This is a genomic window from Cellulomonas carbonis, assembly GCF_014636275.1.
Taxonomy (GTDB): domain Bacteria; phylum Actinomycetota; class Actinomycetes; order Actinomycetales; family Cellulomonadaceae; genus Actinotalea; species Actinotalea carbonis.
On record NZ_BMEB01000001.1, the window covers coordinates 864,307 to 882,521 of the forward strand.

15 protein-coding genes are annotated in these 18,215 nt (G+C 74.2%); 2 read left to right on the forward strand and 13 right to left on the reverse strand.

What is annotated here, in order from left to right:
• Position 1 precedes the first annotated feature (1 nt).
• The 9 genes from IEV86_RS03980 to rimP form a co-directional block, all read right to left on the reverse strand.
• Positions 2–2,233: a polyribonucleotide nucleotidyltransferase gene (locus IEV86_RS03980; protein WP_043609150.1), complete on the reverse strand. Its 2,232-nt coding sequence runs from the start codon at positions 2,231–2,233 to the stop codon at positions 2–4.
• 260 nt (positions 2,234–2,493) lie between these two features.
• Positions 2,494–2,763, reverse strand: a complete 270-nt coding sequence (gene rpsO / locus IEV86_RS03985; RefSeq protein WP_043609153.1) for a 30S ribosomal protein S15 — start codon at positions 2,761–2,763, stop codon at positions 2,494–2,496.
• A 91-nt stretch (positions 2,764–2,854) separates the two neighbouring features.
• The gene (locus IEV86_RS03990) at positions 2,855–3,844 is read right to left on the reverse strand and encodes a bifunctional riboflavin kinase/FAD synthetase (protein ID WP_043609155.1); all 990 of its coding nucleotides are present in this window, start codon (positions 3,842–3,844) and stop codon (positions 2,855–2,857) included.
• A 128-nt stretch (positions 3,845–3,972) separates the two neighbouring features.
• Complete coding sequence (truB, locus tag IEV86_RS03995) at positions 3,973–4,881, reverse strand: tRNA pseudouridine(55) synthase TruB (RefSeq protein WP_043609156.1); 909 nt, start codon at positions 4,879–4,881, stop codon at positions 3,973–3,975.
• Positions 4,878–5,333 carry a 30S ribosome-binding factor RbfA gene (gene rbfA, locus IEV86_RS04000; RefSeq protein WP_043609159.1) on the reverse strand — a complete coding sequence of 152 codons (456 nt, stop codon included), beginning with the start codon at positions 5,331–5,333 and terminating at the stop codon, positions 4,878–4,880. The genes truB and rbfA overlap by 4 nt, the downstream gene beginning before the upstream one ends.
• A 241-nt stretch (positions 5,334–5,574) precedes the next feature.
• On the reverse strand, positions 5,575–8,442 hold the full coding sequence (infB, locus tag IEV86_RS04005) for a translation initiation factor IF-2 (protein ID WP_188484550.1): 2,868 nt from the start codon (positions 8,440–8,442) through the stop codon (positions 5,575–5,577).
• Positions 8,443–8,568: 126 nt separating this feature from the next.
• On the reverse strand, positions 8,569–8,781 hold the full coding sequence (locus IEV86_RS17815; RefSeq protein ID WP_229734460.1) for a DUF448 domain-containing protein: 213 nt from the start codon (positions 8,779–8,781) through the stop codon (positions 8,569–8,571).
• 152 nt (positions 8,782–8,933) lie between these two features.
• Entirely contained in the window at positions 8,934–9,968 is a 1,035-nt protein-coding gene (nusA, locus tag IEV86_RS04015) for a transcription termination factor NusA (RefSeq protein ID WP_043604978.1), read from the reverse strand.
• Positions 9,968–10,459, reverse strand: coding sequence for a ribosome maturation factor RimP (gene rimP / locus IEV86_RS04020; protein ID WP_043604981.1), 492 nt, complete (start codon positions 10,457–10,459; stop codon positions 9,968–9,970). The genes nusA and rimP overlap by 1 nt, the downstream gene beginning before the upstream one ends.
• A 344-nt stretch (positions 10,460–10,803) precedes the next feature.
• On the opposite strand from rimP, the gene IEV86_RS04025 reads away from it, so the two are divergent.
• Positions 10,804–11,763 carry a DUF4439 domain-containing protein gene (locus tag IEV86_RS04025; protein WP_043604984.1) on the forward strand — a complete coding sequence of 320 codons (960 nt, stop codon included), beginning with the start codon at positions 10,804–10,806 and terminating at the stop codon, positions 11,761–11,763.
• A gap of 57 nt (positions 11,764–11,820) precedes the next feature.
• Here IEV86_RS04025 and IEV86_RS04030 read toward each other — a convergent pair whose 3' ends face one another.
• Complete coding sequence (locus IEV86_RS04030) at positions 11,821–13,623, reverse strand: proline--tRNA ligase (RefSeq protein WP_043604986.1); 1,803 nt, start codon at positions 13,621–13,623, stop codon at positions 11,821–11,823.
• A gap of 124 nt (positions 13,624–13,747) precedes the next feature.
• Between IEV86_RS04030 and IEV86_RS04035 the strand changes: the two genes are divergently transcribed.
• A complete protein-coding gene (locus IEV86_RS04035) occupies positions 13,748–14,608 on the forward strand; it encodes an Fpg/Nei family DNA glycosylase (protein WP_043604989.1) in 861 nt (286 codons plus the stop codon).
• A 70-nt stretch (positions 14,609–14,678) separates the two neighbouring features.
• Here IEV86_RS04035 and IEV86_RS04040 read toward each other — a convergent pair whose 3' ends face one another.
• The 3 genes from IEV86_RS04040 to IEV86_RS04050 all read right to left on the reverse strand — a co-directional run bounded on the left by IEV86_RS04040 (position 14,679) and on the right by IEV86_RS04050 (position 18,179).
• Positions 14,679–15,554, reverse strand: coding sequence for a GNAT family N-acetyltransferase (locus IEV86_RS04040; protein WP_043604993.1), 876 nt, complete (start codon positions 15,552–15,554; stop codon positions 14,679–14,681).
• Positions 15,555–15,630: 76 nt separating this feature from the next.
• Entirely contained in the window at positions 15,631–16,785 is a 1,155-nt protein-coding gene (ispG, locus tag IEV86_RS04045) for a flavodoxin-dependent (E)-4-hydroxy-3-methylbut-2-enyl-diphosphate synthase (protein ID WP_043604996.1), read from the reverse strand.
• A 77-nt stretch (positions 16,786–16,862) separates the two neighbouring features.
• The gene (locus IEV86_RS04050) at positions 16,863–18,179 is read right to left on the reverse strand and encodes a M50 family metallopeptidase (protein WP_043604999.1); all 1,317 of its coding nucleotides are present in this window, start codon (positions 18,177–18,179) and stop codon (positions 16,863–16,865) included.
• Between the last annotated feature and the right edge of the window lie 36 nt (positions 18,180–18,215).

The following is an 18,215-nucleotide window of genomic DNA, read 5'->3' on the forward strand; positions in this document are numbered from 1 at the left end:
CTCAGGCCTGGTCCCCGGCCTCGCCGTCGGCGGCGGGGGCGGCCTCGGCGGCCTCCTCGACGACGGCGTGCAGCGAGAGCTTGCCCCGGGGGTCGATCTCACCGATCTCGACCTGGACCTTCTGGCCGATCGACAGCACGTCCTCGACGTTCTCGACGCGCTTGCCGCCGACGAGCCGACGGATCTGCGAGATGTGCAGCAGGCCGTCCTTGCCGGGGGTCAGCGAGACGAAGGCGCCGAACGTGGTCGTCTTGACGACCGTGCCGACGAAGCGCTCCCCGACCTCGGGCATGTGCGGGTTCGCGATCGCGTTGACCGCGGCCCGCGCGGCCTCGGCCGACGGCCCGTCGGTCGCGCCGATGTAGACCGTGCCGTCGTCCTCGATCGAGATGTCGGCGCCGGTCTCCTCCTGGATCTGGTTGATCATCTTGCCCTTCGGGCCGATGACCTCACCGATCTTGTCGACCGGGACCTTGACCGTGATGACGCGCGGCGCGTTCGGCGACATCTCGTCCGGGGCGTCGATCGCCTCGTTCATGACGTCGAGGATGTGCAGGCGCGCCTCGCGGGCCTGCGTCAGCGCACCCGCGAGCACGTCCGCGGGGATGCCGTCGAGCTTGGTGTCGAGCTGGATGGCCGTGACGAACTCCCGCGTGCCGGCCACCTTGAAGTCCATGTCGCCGAACGCGTCCTCGGCGCCCAGGATGTCCGTCAGCGCCGCGTAGCGGGTCTGACCGTCCACCGTGTCGGACACGAGGCCCATCGCGATGCCCGCGACGGGTGCACGCAGCGGCACGCCAGCGTTGAGCAGCGAGAGGGTCGACGCGCAGACCGAGCCCATCGAGGTCGAGCCGTTCGAGCTCAGGGCCTCGGAGACCTGACGGATCGCGTAGGGGAACTCCTCGCGGCTCGGCAGGACCGGCATGAGCGCGCGCTCGGCGAGCGCCCCGTGGCCGATCTCGCGCCGCTTCGGCGAGCCGACGCGACCCGTCTCACCCGTCGAGTAGGGCGGGAAGTTGTAGTTGTGCATGTAGCGCTTGCGCGTCTCGGGCGAGAGCGTGTCGAGCTGCTGCTCCATACGGAGCATGTTGAGCGTCGTGACGCCGAGGATCTGCGTCTCGCCGCGCTCGAACAGCGCCGAGCCGTGCACGCGGGGCAGCACCTCGACCTCGGCCGAGAGCGTGCGGATGTCCCGCAGGCCGCGGCCGTCGATGCGGAACCCGTCGGTGAGGATGCGCTGGCGGATGAGCTTCTTCTGCACCGACCGGTAGGCGGCGGACAGCTCCTTCTCGCGACCCTCGAAGGACTCGGCGAGCTCGGCGAGGACCTCGGCCTTGATCGCGTCGAGGCGGTCGTTGCGCGTCGTCTTGTCCGCGATGCTCAGCGCCTCGCCGAGGCGCTGCGTCGAGGCGGACTCGACGGCCTCGTAGGCGTCCGGCTGGTAGTCCGGGAAGGTCGGGAACTCCTGGGTCTCCTTGGCGCTGCTCGCCGCGAGCTGGGCCTGCGCCTCGCACAGCGCCCGGATGAACGGCTTGGCGGCGTCGAGGCCCTGGGCGACGACGTCCTCGGACGGCGCCTGGCCGCCCTCGTCCTTGATGAGGTTCCAGGCACCCTCGGGCGCCTCGGCCTCGATCATCGCGATCGCGACGTCGTCACCGACGACGCGGCCCGCGACGACCATGTCGAACGTCGCACGCTGGCGCTCGGAGTAGCGCGGGAACGCGACCCACTGGCCGTCGACGAGCGCGATGCGCACACCGCCGACGGGGCCGGAGAAGGGCAGGCCCGACAGCTGGGTGGACATCGACGCGGCGTTGATCGCGAGCACGTCGTACGGGTCGTCCGGGTGCAGCGCCATGACGGTGACGACGACCTGGACCTCGTTGCGCAGGCCCTTGACGAAGAGCGGGCGCAGCGGGCGGTCGATCAGGCGGCACGCGAGGATCGCGTCCGTCGACGGGCGGCCCTCGCGGCGGAAGAACGAGCCGGGGATCTTGCCCGCGGCGTACTGGCGCTCCTCGACGTCGACCGTCAGGGGGAAGAAGTCGAACTGCTCGCGCGGGTGCTTGCCGGCCGTCGTGGCCGACAGGAGCATCGTCTCGCCGTCCAGGTAGGCGACGGCGGCACCAGCGGCCTGCTTGGCCAGGCGGCCGGTCTCGAACCGGACGGTGCGGGTGCCGAAGCGGCCGTTGTCGATCACTGCCTCGGCGAACTGGATCTCGGGTCCCTCCATGGGATCCCTCCTCGTCTCGAAGGGCGTCCGCGGGGTGACGGTCTTCGATCGAGGTCCGCGGAGGCCGGCGAACCGGGCTCCGCGAGCCACTACCGAGGACCGGGCACCGGGTCGGACGCGGGTTGTCACTTCTCGGCCGACGGACGTCGGCCGGTCGCGGACCCTGTGCGCCGTCCCCCGGGGACCGGACGGACGTGCGCACGAGGCCTGCACACCGGACCAGCCCGGACCCTCAGGGGGTCCGGGCTGGTCCGGGACGTTCAGCGGCGCAGACCGAGGCGCTCGATGAGGCTCCGGTAGCGGTTGATGTCGACCTTCTGCAGGTAGCCGAGGAGGCGACGACGCTGGCCGACGAGAAGGAGCAGGCCACGACGCGAGTGGTGGTCGTGCTTGTGCTCCTTGAGGTGCTCCGTGAGGTCCTTGATGCGCTGCGTCAGCAGCGCGATCTGGACCTCGGGCGAGCCCGTGTCGTTCGGCGTCGTGGCGTACTCGGTCATGATGCGCTGCTTGGTCGCGGCGTCGAGGGGCACAGGCTCTCCTGGTGGTCGTTGCGCGGTGCTCCGGGGCATGTCCACCCGGGCGCTCTGGGTCCGCGGCCGATCTGACGGCGCAGCGATCGTATCAGTCGCCCGCCAGGGGCCCCAACACGAGCGGTCCGCCCGCGAGCAGCTCGCGCGTCCGGGCGACGTCGACGGCCATCTGCGCGACGAGCGCCTCGACGCTGTCGAACCGCTCGGTCGGGCGGAGCCGGTCGACCAGCTCGACGACGACCTCCTCGTCGTACAGGTCCAGGTCCGTGCGGTCCGGCACGTGCGCCTCGACGCGCCGCTCGACCCCGTCGAAGGTCGGGTTCGTGCCGATCGACACGGCGACCGGCAAGTAGCCGTCCGCGAGCCCCTCGTCCCTGCCCACGCGCCGCATCCAACCCGCGTACACGCCGTCCGCGGGGACCATGCCCTCGGTGCGCCCCAGGTTGGCGGTCGGGAAGCCGAGCTCGCGGCCCCGCGCGTCACCGTGGACGACGACGCCGCGCACGCGGTGCGGGCGGCCGAGGATCTCCGCGGCCCCCGCGACGTCGCCCTCGGCGAGCAGCTCCCGGACCCAGGTCGAGGACCACCTGCGGGGGCCGGGCCGGTCGCCGTGCACGTCGTCGAGCGCGTCGACGTCGAAGCCGTACCGGCGCCCGAGGTCCACCATCGTGCCGAGGTCCCCGGCGTTGTCCCGACCGAACCGGACGTCGTGCCCGACGACGACGCGCCGGGCGCCCAGCCCCTCGACGAGCACCTCCCGGACGAAGTCCTCGGGTGTCGTGCGGGCGAGCTCGAGCGTGTAGCGCAGCACGAGGACGCCGTCCAGACCGGTCTCGGCGAGGAGCTCGAGCCGGTCGGCCGTCCCGGTGAGGAGCTCAGGGGCCGACTCGGGCCGGTGGACGCGCGAGGGGTGGGGGTCGAAGGTCACCGCGACCGCGCGCCAGCCGTGCGACCGCGCCGTCGCGACCATCCGCCCGAGGACGGTCCGGTGCCCGCGGTGGACGCCGTCGAAGTTGCCGATCGTGACGACCGAGGGGCCGAGGTCCCGGGGCACCTGCCCCAGGTCGGTCCAGCACTGCACAGGCGCTCCCGTGTTCGTTCGGCGGTCCACTCGGCGGTCGGGTCGGCGGTCGGCTCAGCGGTCGGCTCGGCGCGTGCTCGTCCCCCGGCCGCTGCGCGGACCGCGGGACAAGCCTGCCACCTCGCGCCTCACGCGGGCGCCAGCACGAGCGTCGGGCGGCTCGTCCCAGCCTCGTCGACGAGGAGCGCGACGAGCGTGCCGTCCGGGCCGAGTGCCGCGACGGGCGCCTCGGGGGTGCCCAGCACGTCCGACGACGCGATGCGCCGTCCGTGCGAGAGCGCGGACGCCTCGCGCTCGTCGACCTCGCGCACCGGGAACGCCCTGCGCGCGGCGTCGGCGAGCGGGAGCACCGTCAGGCCCTCCTCGAGCTGCTCGAGCGTCCGCGCGACGTCCAGCCCGTAGGGGCCGACGCGGGTGCGCCGCAACGCCGTCAGGTGCCCGCCCACGCCGAGCGCCGCGCCGACGTCTCGCGCGAGCGCACGGACGTACGTGCCCGAGCTGCACACGACGCGCACGTCGACGTCGACGACGGGCTGGTCGCCGCCCGGGCGCACGTCGAGCACCTCGAAGATGCGGACCGTCACGGGTCGCGCGGCGAGCTCGACGTCCTCGCCCGCGCGCACGCGGGCGTACGCGCGGCGGCCGTCGACCTTGATCGCGCTGACGGACGACGGCACCTGAAGGATCTCGCCCGTGAGGGGCTCGACCGCGGCGAGCACGTCGGCGTCCGTGACGTGGCGTGCGTCGGCCGTCGCGACGGTCTCGCCCTCGGCGTCGTCGGTCGTCGTCGTGACCCCGAGACGCACCGTCGCGAGGTACTCCTTGTCCGCCCCGACGACGTAGGTGAGCAGGCGCGTCGCACGCTCGACGCCGAGCACGAGGACCCCGGTCGCCATCGGGTCGAGCGTCCCCGCGTGGCCGACCCGACGCGTCCCCGCGAGGCGGCGGACGCGCGCGACGACGTCGTGGCTCGTCCAGCCGCCGGGCTTGTCGACGACGACGAGGCCCGACGGCGCGGTCGGCCGTCGGTCGCTCACCGCTCCTCGGTGCCCTCGTCCGCGAGCTCGTCCTCGGTGGGCCGGCGGTACGGGTCGGCGTCGCCCGCGTACTGCGCCGACGACGCGAGTGCGGCCACCTCGGCGTCCCGCTCGGCAGCACGACGCAGCGCCTCCTCGAGGTCGCTCGCGGTCTGCGGCAGCGCGTCGGCGATGAACTCGATCGTCGGCGTGAGGCGGATACCGGTCTGCTTGCCGACCTCGGACCGGATGAGCCCCTTGGCGCTCTCGAGCGCCGCGGCGGTACCGGCGCGTGCCTCGTCGTCGCCCAGCACGGTGTAGAACACCGACGCGTGCTGCAGGTCGCCGGTCACGCGCACGTCGGTGACGGTCACGAACCCGAGCCGCGGGTCCTTGACCCGGGTGTCGAGCATCTGCGCGACGATCTGCTGGATCCGCTCCCCCAGCTTCCGCGCCCGAGGATGATCAACCACGACGACCTACCTTCCGCCCCACGCGTGGTGGGGCCGTGCACTGACGTGAGGGACCTACGAAACACGACGCGCGGGTCTGTCGCAGCCCCCGTGCGGGTATCCACGGTGAGACGACAGCGGCGCGACGCAGGGTGAGGGGCGCGCGGACCGTGGTGGGCCTGGCAGGACGCCCGACGAAGGAGGGCGTCGGGGGGCCGCGCGCCCTCACCGTGCGGCGCGCGACCCCCCTGACGGACTCACCTCAGGAGCGCGGCTTCTCCCGCATCTCGAACGTCTCGATGACGTCGTCGACGCGCAGGTCGTTGTACGACCCGAGGCCGATACCGCACTCGTAGCCCTCGCGGACCTCGGTCGCGTCGTCCTTGAACCGCTTGAGCGACTCGATGGACAGGTTCTCCGCGACGACGGTGCCGCCGCGCAGGACGCGAGCCTTCGTGTTGCGCCGGATCGTGCCCGAGCGGACGAGCGAACCGGCGATGTTCCCGAACTTGCTGGAGCGGAAGATCTCGCGCACCTCGGCCGTGCCGAGCTGCACCTCCTCGTACTCCGGCTTGAGCATGCCCTTGAGGGCCGCCTCGACGTCCTCGATCGCCTGGTAGATGACCGAGTAGAACCGGACGTCGACACCCTCGCGCTCGGCGAGGTCCTCGACGCGCTCGGCGTACTTGACGTTGAAGCCCAGGATGATGGCGTTGTCGACCGTCGCGAGGTTGACGTCGTTCTGCGTGATCGCACCGACGCCGCGGTGGATGACCCGCAGCGCGACCTCGTCGCCCACGTCGATCTTGAGGAGCGCGTCCTCGAGGGCCTCGACCGCACCCGACACGTCGCCCTTGAGGACGAGGTTGAGGGTCTCGACCTTGCCCTGCTGGAGCGCCTGGGTGAAGTCCTCGAGGCTGATGCGCTTGCGGCGCCGCGCCAGGAGGGCCGCACGCTCGGCGGCCTCGCGCTTCTCGGCGATCTGACGGGCCGTGCGGTCGTCCGGCGCCACGAGGAACGTGTCACCGGCGCGCGGCACCGAGGTCAGGCCGAGGACCTGGACCGGCCGGGCCGGCGTGGCCTCGGCGACGGTGTCGCCGTGCTCGTCGAACATCGCCCGGACGCGACCGTGGGCCGTGCCGGCCACGATCGCGTCGCCGACGCGCAGCGTGCCCGACTGGACGAGGACGGTCGCGACCGCACCGCGTCCCTTGTCGAGGTTGGCCTCGACGGCGACGCCACGGGCGTCCTTGTCGGCGTTCGCACGCAGGTCGAGCGACGCGTCCGCGGTGAGCAGGACGGCCTCGAGGAGGTCGTCGATGCCCATGCGCTTGAGCGCCGAGATGTCGACGAACATCGTGTCGCCGCCGTACTCCTCGGCCACGAGGTTGTACTCGGTGAGCTGCTGCCGGATCTTCGCCGGGTTCGCGCCCTCCTTGTCGACCTTGTTGACCGCGACGACGATCGGCACACCGGCCGACTGCGCGTGGTTGAGCGCCTCGACCGTCTGCGGCATCACGCCGTCGTCGGCCGCGACGACGAGGATCGCGATGTCGGTCACCTGGGCACCACGCGCACGCATGGCGGTGAACGCCTCGTGACCCGGGGTGTCGATGAAGGTGATCGCGCGGTCCGCGCCCTCGTGCTGCGCGTGGACCTGGTAGGCACCGATGTGCTGCGTGATGCCACCGGCCTCGCCGGCGACGACGTCGGCCGAGCGGATCGCGTCGAGGAGCTTCGTCTTGCCGTGGTCGACGTGACCCATGACGGTGACGACCGGCGGACGCGGCGTGAGGTCCTCGTCGCCCTCGGCCGCCAGCTCGGCGTCGAGGTCGATGTCGAAGGACCCGAGCAGCTCGCGGTCCTCCTCCTCGGCCGAGACCATCTCGATGACGTAGCCGAGCTCGGCCGCGAGCGTGCCGAACGTGTCCTCGTCGAGCGACTGCGTCGCGGTCGCCATCTCACCGAGGTGGAACAGCACCGTCACGAGGCTGGCCGGGTTGGCGTCGATCTTGTCGGCGAAGTCGTTGAGCGACGAGCCGTGACGCAGACGGATGACCGTCGAGCCGTCCCCACGGGGGACCTGCACGCCGCCCAGCGAGGGCGCCTGCATCTGCTCGAACTCCTGCCGCTTCGCGCGCTTCGACTTCCGCCCGCGCACGGGGCGTCCGCCGGCGCGCCCGAAGGCGCCCTGCGTGCTGCCGCGACCGGCACCGCCGGGACGACCGCCGCCACCGCCGGGACGACCGGCGAAGCCGCCGCCGCCACCGCCGGGACGACCTGCGCCGCCACCTGCGCCCGGACGGCCGCCTCCGGCGCCGCCGGGACGACCCGGGGCACCTGCGCCCGGACGGCCGACCGACGTGCGGCCGGGCATCATGCCGGGGTTGGGACGCGGACCGCCGGGTCCGGCCTGCGGCGGGCGGGGCCCACCGGGACGGTCGCCCGTGCCCGCGCCGGCGCCGTCACGGCCGCCGCCGGGCCGGGGCATGCCCTGGCTCGGCGCGAACGGGTTGTTGCCGGGACGCGGACCACCGGGACGGGGGCCGCCCTGCCGGGGCATGCCCTGGCTCGGCGCGAACGGGTTGTTGCCGGGACGCGGACCACCCGGACGCGGGCCACCGGGACGCGAGCCGGCCGCCGGGGCCGACGGCGCGGCCGGGGCTGCGGGTGCGGGGCGGGGCCCCGGGGTGGGCGCGGACGGACGCGACGGCGCCGGGCTCGGTGCCGACGGTCCGGCGGCCGCCGGACGCTCTGCGGGTGCGGGCGCCTCGGGCGTGCGCGGCGCGGGGCGCGCCGGCGCGCTCGGTGCCGAGGGTGCGGCCGGTGCGCTCGCCGCGGGTGCGCTCGGTGCCGAGGGCGCTGCGGGGGCGGACGGTGCCGCGGGGGCCGCGGGGGCCGCGGGTGCGGCGGGGCGGGCGGGGGACGGCTTGGACGCAGCCGGCTTCGCGGCGGGCGCGGACGCGCCACCACCGGCCGGGTAGGCGTCGCGCAGCCTGCGGACGACCGGCGGCTCGATGGTCGACGAGGCCGACCGGACGAACTCGCCCATCTCGTTGAGCTTGGCCATGAGGGCCTTGCTCTCGACTCCGAGCTCCTTCGCGAGCTCGTAGACGCGGACCTTTGCCACAACTCTCCTGTCTCGGCCCGCCCGGACAGGAGCGGACCGTCGTTAGTGCTGGGTACTCATCGGTCGGTACTCATCGGGGGCCCATCGGCTTCCAACCCGCTTCCTTCTCGATGATCGGTGTTCCGGTCAGGCCGACGGTCGGCCGGGCCGGTCCTCGAGGTGACGTCGTACGGCGGTCGTGTCGATCGACCCGACGCGCAGGGCACGCGGGAGCGCTCGACGCCGTTCGGCGAGCTCGAGGCACTGCAGGTCGGGGTGCAACCAGGCACCCCGCCCGGGGAGGGAACGACCCGGGTCGACGACGGCGAGGTCTCCCCCGGCCGAGGCGTCCCGGACCACCCGCAGCAGGACGGTCCGCTGGTCACGACCCCGGCACCCGACGCACGTACGGACCGGACCCGTGAGAGGTCCCGGGACGCCGTGGGCGCCACCCTGGTCGTGGTCGGGGAGCCGGACGCGCGGTCCAGCGTCGTCCAGTCTACCCCGACGCGTCACGACGCGGGACCGGAGGCCTCGTCCGTCGGCGTGGCGACCTCCGTGTCGGGGCGGATGTCGATCTTCCAGCCGGTCAGCTTCGCGGCCAGGCGGGCGTTCTGGCCCTCCTTGCCGATCGCGAGCGAGAGCTGGTAGTCCGGCACGACGACGCGGGCCGACCGGGCCGCGGCGTCGACGACGGTCACGCTGCTGACCCGCGCGGGCGAGAGGGCGTGCGCGACCAGCTCGGCCGGGTCGTCGCTGTGGTCGACGATGTCGATCTTCTCGCCGTGCAGCTCGGCCATGACGGCGCGCACGCGGGCACCCATCGGGCCGATGCAGGCGCCCTTGGCGTTGAGGCCCGCGACCGTGCTGCGGACCGCGATCTTGGTCCGGTGACCGGCCTCGCGCGCGACGGCCGTGATCTCGACCGACCCGTCGGCCACCTCGGGCACCTCGAGGGCGAAGAGCTTCCGGACGAGGTTGGGGTGGGTGCGCGAGAGCGTGATCTGCGGGCCCTTGGGACCGCGGGAGACGTCGAGGACGTAGGCGCGCAGCCGCTCGCCGTGGACGTACCGCTCGGTCGGCACCTGCTCGTGCGCGGGGAGCACCGCCTCCGTGCCGCGCACGGCGACGAGGACCGTGCGCGGGTCACGACCCTGCTGGATGACGCCCGCGAGGAGCTCGCCCTCGGTCCCCCGGAAGCTGCCGAGGACCTGCTCGTCCTCCGCGTCACGGAGCCGCTGGACGATCACCTGCCGCGCCGTCGAGGTCGCGACCCGACCGAAGCCCTCGGGGGTGTCGTCGAACTCGGGGCCGAGCTCGACCGGTCCGGCCTCGCCGTCCTCGCCCGGCTCGGCCGCGACGCGCTCGCGCGCCCACACCGTCACGTGCCCCGTGCGCCGGTCGACCTCGACGCGGGCGTCGGGGTGGGCGCCGGTCGTGCGGTGGTACGCCGAGAGCAGTGCCTGCTCGATCGCCGAGACGAGCGTGTCGAGGCTGATCTCGCGCTCGTGCTCGACCAGTCGGAGCGCGGTCATGTCGATGTCCATCAGGCCTCCTCGTCCTCGGTGCTGCGGAAGTCGAGCTCCACGGTGCCGCGAGCGACGTCGTCGAGCGCGACGTCGACGGGGCCCGAGTCGCCCTCGAGGCGCAGCCCGTCCGGGCCCGCGTCGACGAGCCGGCCGCTCACGGTGCGGCCGTCGCGCAGCGCGAGGCGCACGAGACGCGTGCGGGCGCGCCGGAAGTGGCGCAGCTCGGTCAGGGGGCGGGACGTCCCGGGCGTCGAGACCTCGAGCACGTACTCGCCCTGCACGGGGTCGTGGCGGTCGAGCGCGGCGGAGACGTCGCGCGACACGTCCGCGAGCGCGTCCGACCCGAGGCTGCCGACGGCGTCCTCGTCGAGGTCGACCACCACGCGCACGACGTGCCGCCGTCCGCTCCGGGCCACCTCCACGTCCTCGAGGAAGAGCCCGGCGGCGCTCACCACCGGGGACACCACGTCGCGCACCTTCTGCGCCGGGCCGCTCTGGGACGTCACCATGCTCGCCTCCCGTTCGTCAGGGCGGGGCCTCCGACGGATACGACCCTCTGCACTTGTCGCCCACCAGCCTAACGACTCCCGGGGGTGCGGCTCGCCGTCGGCACGCTCGCACGGGATCCCGGAGCGGGAGGACGGCCCGGCGACGGGCCCGCGACGGACCAAGAGTGCGGGGACAGGCGTGCGACGGGCCGGTGCGGGGCGCGGCGGGCGTGGCAGGATCACCCGCGATGCCGCCGACCGCCTCCTCCCCCCGCGTCTGCCCGCGCGCGCCGCGACCGGGGCCTCCCGGTCCGACCACGCCGCGGGGGCCCGCGCGTCGCCGTCCGGCCGGGCGACGCGCCGTCGTGACGGCCCTCGGCCTCGCGCTCGCGCTGGCCGGGTGCTCGCTGCGCCTCGAGACGGAACCGCCCGCCGCACCCGTCCCCGACGCGAGCGAGTCGGCGCGTCAGCGCACGGCCGTCGACGCGGAGCGGATCGCGGCGACCGCGGCAGTCGTCGCGACGGACGACGGGACGTCCGAGGCCGTCGCCGTGCTCGTCGCGGGGGTCGCCGACGCAGCCGAGGCCCACGTCGAGGCGCTGGGCGGTGTCCACGAGCCGGCTCCCGTCCCTGGCTCGAGCCCCTCGCCGTCGCCCTCCGAGGAGGCCGCCGCGAGCGCCGCGGACGTCGAGGACCTGGTCGACGTGCTCGTCGAGGCCGGCTCCACCGCTCGTTCCGACGTCGCCGTGGTCGACGACGGCGGCCTGGCACGGCTCATCGGGTCCGTCGCCGCCCACCGGCTGCTCGCGGCGGACGCGATCGCGCGCGCGGCCGGGCTCGACGTCGACGCGCTCGAGGCGTCCCGGCCAGCGGTCGACACGCCGACGCGTCCTGCCCTCACGCCGTCGGAGCTGGCCGCGGTCGTGACCGCGGAGGACGCGGCCGGCTTCGTGTGGGAGGTCGTCGCGGCACGACGGGCCGACTCCGAGCGGGCGACAGCGGCGGCGCACGCCGCCCGCCACCGTGCCGCGGCGCAGGCCTGGGCGACGTCGGGCGACGTCGCCGGCACGGACCTGGACCCGCGTCGGGCGACCTACCCGCTGCCCGCCGCCGTCGCCGACGACACCGACGCCGCGGCGGTCGCCGACGCCCTGCACGCCGTCGAGTCCGCGATCGCGACCGACTACGCCTCGCTCGTCGCCGGTGCGCCCGGCGACGACCGCGTCCTCCTCGTCGACCTGCTGACCGTGACGTCCGCCGCGGCGGGGGACGCCTCCGCGAGCGGGTCGGTCCCGCGGTTCCCGGGCCTGCCCGAGCGGTCCTGAGACCGGGACCACCGTGGGGCCGACACGGAGCGCCCGAGCGGTGGTTCCCGGGCGGGCTCAGGCCTGCAGCAGGTCCGCGACGAGCCGGCCGACGTGCGTCGCGGCGTCGGCGACGGGCACCTGGTCGCCCGTGGGACGCCCCGACCCGCCGTCCGGTGCGCGGCGGAGGCGGACCTCGACGACACCCTCGGCGAGCCCGCGCCCGACGACGACGACCACGGGTGCACCGAGCAGCTCGGCGTCGGCGAACTTCACGCCGGGCGAGACCTTGGGCCGGTCGTCGTAGAGCACCTCGACGCCCTGGCCCACGAGCTCCGACGCGAGCTCCTCCGCCGCCGCGAACACCGCGGGGTCCTTGCCCGTCGCGACGAGGTGCACGTGGTACGGCGCGACCTGCGCGGGCCACGCGAGGCCGGCGTCGTCGTGGTTGGTCTCGGCGAGCGCCGCGACGGCGCGCGAGACGCCGATGCCGTACGAGCCCATGGTCACGGTCACGGCCTTGCCGTTCTCGTCGAGGACCTTCAGGCCCAGGGCCTCGGCGTACTTGCGGCCGAGCTGGAAGATGTGGCCGATCTCGATGCCGCGCGCGAGCTCGAGCGGTCCGGACCCGTCGGGGGCCGGGTCACCCGCGCGGACGTCCGCCGCCTCGATCGTGCCGTCACCCACGAAGTCGCGACCCGCGACGAGGTCGAAGACGTGCCGGCCGTGCTCGTCCGCCCCCGTGATCCAGCGGGTACCGGTGACGACGCGCGGGTCCAGGAGGTACCGCACGGCGTCCTCGCGTCCGGTGTTGGCGCGCCCGAGGACGCCCGGGCCGATGTACCCCTTGACGAGCTCGGGGTGCGCCGCGAAGTCCGCCTCGCCGGCGGTCTCCGCCGTCGCCGGCGCGACGGCGGCCTCGAGCCGGCGCAGGTCGACCTCCCGGTCGCCCGGCACGCCGACGACGACGACCTCACGCTCGCCGTCGGGGTGCTCGAGCGCGACGACGACGTTCTTCAGGGTGTCCGCCGCGGTCCACGCCCGGTCGGGGCGCGCGAACCGCTCGTTCGCGAGCGCCACGAGGGTGTCGATCGTGGGGGTGTCCGGGGTGTCCTCGACGTGCGCCGGCGGGACGTCGTCGTACGGCACGGGGTCCGGGACGGGCGTCGTGACGGCCTCGGCGTTCGCCGCGTACCCGCCGGCGGACCGGACGAAGGTGTCCTCGCCGATCGGCGTCGGCATGAGGAACTCCTCGCTCTTGGACCCGCCCATCGCCCCCGAGACGGCCGACACGACGACGAAGTCCAGCCCCAGCCGCGTGAAGATCCGCTGGTACGCCTCGCGCTGACGCTGGTAGGCGGCCTCGAGCCCGGCGTCGTCGACGTCGAACGAGTACGCGTCCTTCATGACGAACTCGCGGCCGCGCAGCAGCCCCGCGCGGGGACGAGCCTCGTCCCGGTACTTGGTCTGGATCTGGTAGAGCGCGAGCGGGAGGTCCTTGTACGACGAGTACAGGTCCTTCACCAGGAGCGTGAACATCTCCTCGTGCGTGGGCGCGAGCAGGTAGTCGGCCTCCTTGCGGTCCTGGAGGCGGAAGAGGTTGGGCCCGTACTCGGTCCACCGGCCCGTCGCCTCGTACGGCTCGCGCGGCAGGAGCGCCGGGAAGTGGACCTCCTGCGCGCCGATCGCGGCCATCTCCTCGCGCACGACCTGCTCGACCTTCGCGAGCACCCGCAGACCGAGCGGGAGCCACGTGTAGATACCCGGGGCGGCGCGACGGATGCAACCTGCCCGGACGAGGAGGCGGTGGCTCGGCACCTCGGCGTCGGCCGGGTCCTCCCGCAGGGTGCGCACGAACAGGGTCGACATCCGCAGCAGCATGGGCGTCAGCCTAGTGGCGGCGCGCGGCGCACCCGCCCGTCCGCACGGCACCCGGGCGCGCTCCCCGCGCCCGCCGCAGACCGCCCCCGTTCCCTCGCGTGGGCCCGCGCGGCAGGATGGGCCCGTGCCAGAGCTCCCGGAGGTCGAGGCCCTCGCGCGGTTCCTCGACGAGCGCACGACCGGTCGCGCCGTCGCGGGCGTCGCGGTCGGCGCGGTGAGCGCCCTCAAGACGTTCTCCCCCGCGCCGTCCGACCTCGTGGGGCGCCCCGTCGTCGGGGTGGCCCGGCACGGCAAGTGGCTCGACCTCGCGACCGACGGCCCGCACCTGCTCGCGCACCTGTCCCGGGCCGGCTGGGTCCGCTGGTACGACGCGGTCCCGTCGACCCCGGTCCGGCCCGGGCGCAGCCCCATCGCGCTGCGCGTCTCGTTCGACGACGGCAGCGGCTTCGACCTGACCGAGGCCGGCACGCGCAAGCGGCTCGCCGTGCACCTCGTGGAGGACCCTGACGACGTGCCGCTCGTCGCGGACCTCGGCGTCGACCCGTTGTCCGACGCGTTCACCGCCGACCACCTCGCCGGGCTGGCCGCCGCACGGTCGCAGCAGGTCAAGGGCCTCCTGCGGGACCAGCGCGCCATCGCGGGGATCGGCAACGCGTACTCCGACGAGATCCTGCACGCCGCGCGCATGAGCCCGTTCGCGCTGACGTCGAAGCTGAGCCGCGAGGACGTCGACCTGCTCCACCGCGTCACGCGTGAGGTGCTCACCGAGGCCCTCGCCGCCGCCGCGGGCCGGCCCGCCGCCGAGCTCAAGGACGCGAAGCGTCGGGGGATGCAGGTGCACGGCCGGACCGGCGAGGCGTGCCCGGTGTGCGGGGACACCGTCCGCGAGGTGTCGTTCGCGGACCGCTCGCTCCAGTACTGCGCGACGTGCCAGACGGGTGGCAAGCCGCTCGCGGACCGCAGGCTGTCACGCCTGCTGCGCTGACGTCCGGCGGCGTGGGAGGTCGCGGGCGTCGCCGGTCGGCTCAGGACAGGGCCGCTCAGGACAGGGCGGCTCAGAACAGGACCGTCGCGTACGTCCCCACCTGGCGGAAGCCCACACGCCGGTACGTCGCCAGTGCCCGCTCGTTGTAGCTGTTGACGTAGAGGGACACGCTCGGCGCGAACCGCAGGCGGGCGAGCTCGGTCACCGCCGCCATCCCCGGGGCCGCGAGCCCGCGACCGCGCAGCGACGGCGTGACCCACACGCCCTGGACCTGCGCGACGCGTCGCGTCACGGCCCCCAGCTCGGCCTTGAAGACGACGTGCGGACCGCGCTCGCCCGTCCCGACGCGCACGAACGAGCGCTGCTCGGCGATGAGTGCTCGCACGCGCGACTCGTACGCCGTGGACCCGCCCTCGACGGGTGAGTACCCGACCTCCTCGACGAACATGTGCACGCACGCCGGCAGCACGATCCCGATCTCGTCCGGGCGCGCGGCGCGGACGTCGGGGTCGGGCTCGACGAGCGGCGGTCCGTCGAGGACGAGCGACGGCTGGTCGGGGCGGACCTCGCGTGCCGTCCCCCAGGACGGCTCGAGGCGGTCCCACAGCGCGAGCACGGCCCAGGCCGGGCCGACGATCGAGGACGACCGGCGCCCCTGACGCAGCGCCGCGCGTGCGAACGCGTCGACCGCCTCGACGTCACCCTCGGCGCACACCGGGACGAGGTTGGCGCCCGCCCAGCACACCGCGTCGAGCCGCCCGTCCCGCCGGAACCCCCACAGCGACGACCCCGCGCGGTCGCCCCCGTCGGCGAGCGCGGACTCGATGCGCGACGCCGCCAGGACCGAGCCCACCGGGTCGCGGTCGCACACGCCGAGCGCCTCACGCAGGTCGACGCCGTTGACGGCGGCCCCGTTGCCGCGCACGTCGACGCCCCACGGTCCCATGCGGCGATTGTGCACCAGCGGCGCGGACAGGGCGCTGCCGTGCCGCGTCCGCGGACCGCCCGTGGTCAGGGGCGAGTCAGCGCGCGGTGACGACCGGCCCGGCGCCCTCGACGGGCTCCATGGTCTCGGCGAGCCGCATGGCCTCCTCGATGAGGGTCTCGACGATCTGCGACTCCGGGACGGTCTTGATGACCTCGCCCTTGACGAAGATCTGACCCTTGCCGTTGCCCGACGCGACGCCCAGGTCCGCCTCGCGCGCCTCGCCCGGGCCGTTGACGACGCAGCCCATCACGGCGACGCGCAGCGGCACCTCCATGCCCTCCAGGCCCGCGGTCACGCGCTCGGCGAGCGAGTACACGTCGACCTGGGCCCGACCGCACGACGGGCACGAGACGATCTCGAGCTTGCGCGGCCGCAGGTTGAGCGCCTGGAGGATCTGGATGCCGACCTTGACCTCCTCGACCGGCGGTGCCGAGAGCGAGACGCGGATCGTGTCGCCGATGCCCTTGCTGAGCAGGGCGCCGAACGCGGTCGCCGACTTGATCGTGCCCTGGAACGCGGGACCCGCCTCGGTGACCCCGAGGTGGAGCGGCCAGTCACCCCGCTCGGACAGCATCTCGTAGGCGCGCACCATCACGACCGGGTCGTTGTGCTTGACCGAGATCTTGAACTCGTGGAAGTCGTGCTCCTCGAAGAGCGACGCCTCCCAGACGGCGGACTCCACGAGCGCCTCGGGCGTGGCCTTGCCGTACTTCTCGAGGAGCCGCTTGTCGAGCGAGCCCGCGTTGACACCGATGCGGATCGACACGCCCGCGTCCTTCGCGGCCCGGGCGATCGCGCCGACCTGGTCGTCGAACTTGCGGATGTTCCCAGGGTTGACGCGGACCGCCGCGCACCCGGCGTCGATCGCCGCGAACACGTACTTCGGCTGGAAGTGGATGTCGGCGATCACCGGGATCTGCGACTTGCGCGCGATCACGGGCAGCGCGGCGGCGTCCTCCTCGGTGGGGCACGCGACACGCACGATGTCGCAGCCCGACGCCGTGAGCTCGGCGATCTGCTGGAGCGTCGCGTTGACGTCGCTCGTCCGGGTCGTCGTCATCGACTGGACCGAGACGGGGGCGTCACCGCCGACCCACAGCGAGCCCACCTTGATCTTGCGGGTCGGACGCCGGGGGGCGAGGACGGGCGCGGGGGCCTCGGGCATGCCGAGGTTGATGGGGGTGCTCACCGACCCAGTATCCCCCGTCCGCGGCGGTCCGACGCAGGCGACCCCGCGCGGGTGCGGCGGGACCGGGGCGTGTCCGCTCAGAGCGTGACGGGACGCACGATGTCGGCGTACACGAGCAGGAGCCCCATCCCCACGAGCGCGATGAAGACCCCGTAGGTGAGCGGCATGAGACGGGCGACGTCCGCCGGTGCCGGACGGGGACGTCCGCGCAGGCGCGCGACCTGCCGCCGCCCGCCCTCCCACAGGGCGCCCGCCACGTGACCGCCGTCCAGCGGCGGGAGCGGGATGAGGTTGAACGCGAACAGCGCGACGTTCAGCGACGCGAGCAGGAGGAGGAACCGCGCGACCTGGTAGGTGACGCCGAGGTCGGCGCTGCCCTCGGCCGCGATCTCGCCCGCGAAGCGGCCGACGCCCACGAGGCCCACGACGCCCGACGCGTCGCGCTCGGCGCCCCCGAACGTCGCCTGCACGAGCTCGACCATGCGGGCCGGCAGCGTCGCGACCACGCCGACGGTCTGGCGCACGACGTCCCACGTGAACGGCAGCACGTCGGCCGCGGGGAGCCGCACCATGCCGACGGTCGGCGCGAGGCCGACGTACGGCGTCGTCGCCAGGACCGGGTCGCCGTCGTCGTCGACGACGGGCCGACCGACCTCGTCGAACACCGGCCGCTCGGCGAGCACGGGGCTCACGTCGAGCGCGACCTCGCGCCCGTCACGCTCGACGACGAGCGTCAGGTCCTCGGCGCCCGCGGACCGCACCGCCGCCTGGAAGTCCGCCCACCGCTCGGTCGGCACGCCGGCGTACGACACGAGCCGGTCGCCCTCGCGCAGACCGGCGAGCGAGGCGGGCGCGGGTGCGTCCTCGGGTCCGCACGCCGTGTCGGGGCCCGCGTCCGGCGGGAGCACGCACTCGCCCACGGTCGCGACGGTCGTCGTCGCGCCGGGCAGTCCCGTGCCGAGGAACGTGAGCGCGACGAGCGCGACCGCCAGCAGGAGGTTCATGACGGGCCCGCCGAGCATGACGACGAGCTTCTTCGGGGTGCTCAGGCGGTAGAAGGCGCGGTGGTCCTCCCCCGGCCGGATCTCCTCGGCGCTCGCCTCGCGCGCGGCGTCGACGAGCTCGGCGAGACGCCCCGTCCGGCGAGGCGCGCCGACGACGTGCGCGGGTGGGAACATCCCGACGAGCCGCACGTAGCCGCCGAGCGGGATCGCCTTGACGCCGTACTCGGTCTCGCCCCGCGTGCGGGACCACAGGGTCGGCCCGAAGCCGACCATGTACTGGCTCACGCGCACGCCGAAGCGCTTCGCGGGGACCATGTGGCCGACCTCGTGCAGCGCGATCGAGACCAGCAGGCCGACCACGAGCACGAGCAGCCCGACCGCGTACGCCATGCACTCTCCCGGTTCCGGCGGCCCCCCGGTCGGGGC

Bases quoted from the DNA above. Each gene is read 5' to 3' on its own strand.
- IEV86_RS04030 (WP_043604986.1), bottom strand. From the start codon at position 13,623: ATGCTGCTGCGGATGTCGACCCTGTTCGTGCGCACCCTGCGGGAGGAC.
- IEV86_RS04040 (WP_043604993.1), bottom strand. From the start codon at position 15,554: ATGGGACCGTGGGGCGTCGACGTGCGCGGCAACGGGGCCGCCGTCAAC.
- rimP (WP_043604981.1), bottom strand. From the start codon at position 10,459: ATGGTGACGTCCCAGAGCGGCCCGGCGCAGAAGGTGCGCGACGTGGTG.
- IEV86_RS03980 (WP_043609150.1), bottom strand. From the start codon at position 2,233: ATGGAGGGACCCGAGATCCAGTTCGCCGAGGCAGTGATCGACAACGGC.
- nusA (WP_043604978.1), bottom strand. From the start codon at position 9,968: ATGGACATCGACATGACCGCGCTCCGACTGGTCGAGCACGAGCGCGAG.
- IEV86_RS04050 (WP_043604999.1), bottom strand. From the start codon at position 18,179: ATGGCGTACGCGGTCGGGCTGCTCGTGCTCGTGGTCGGCCTGCTGGTC.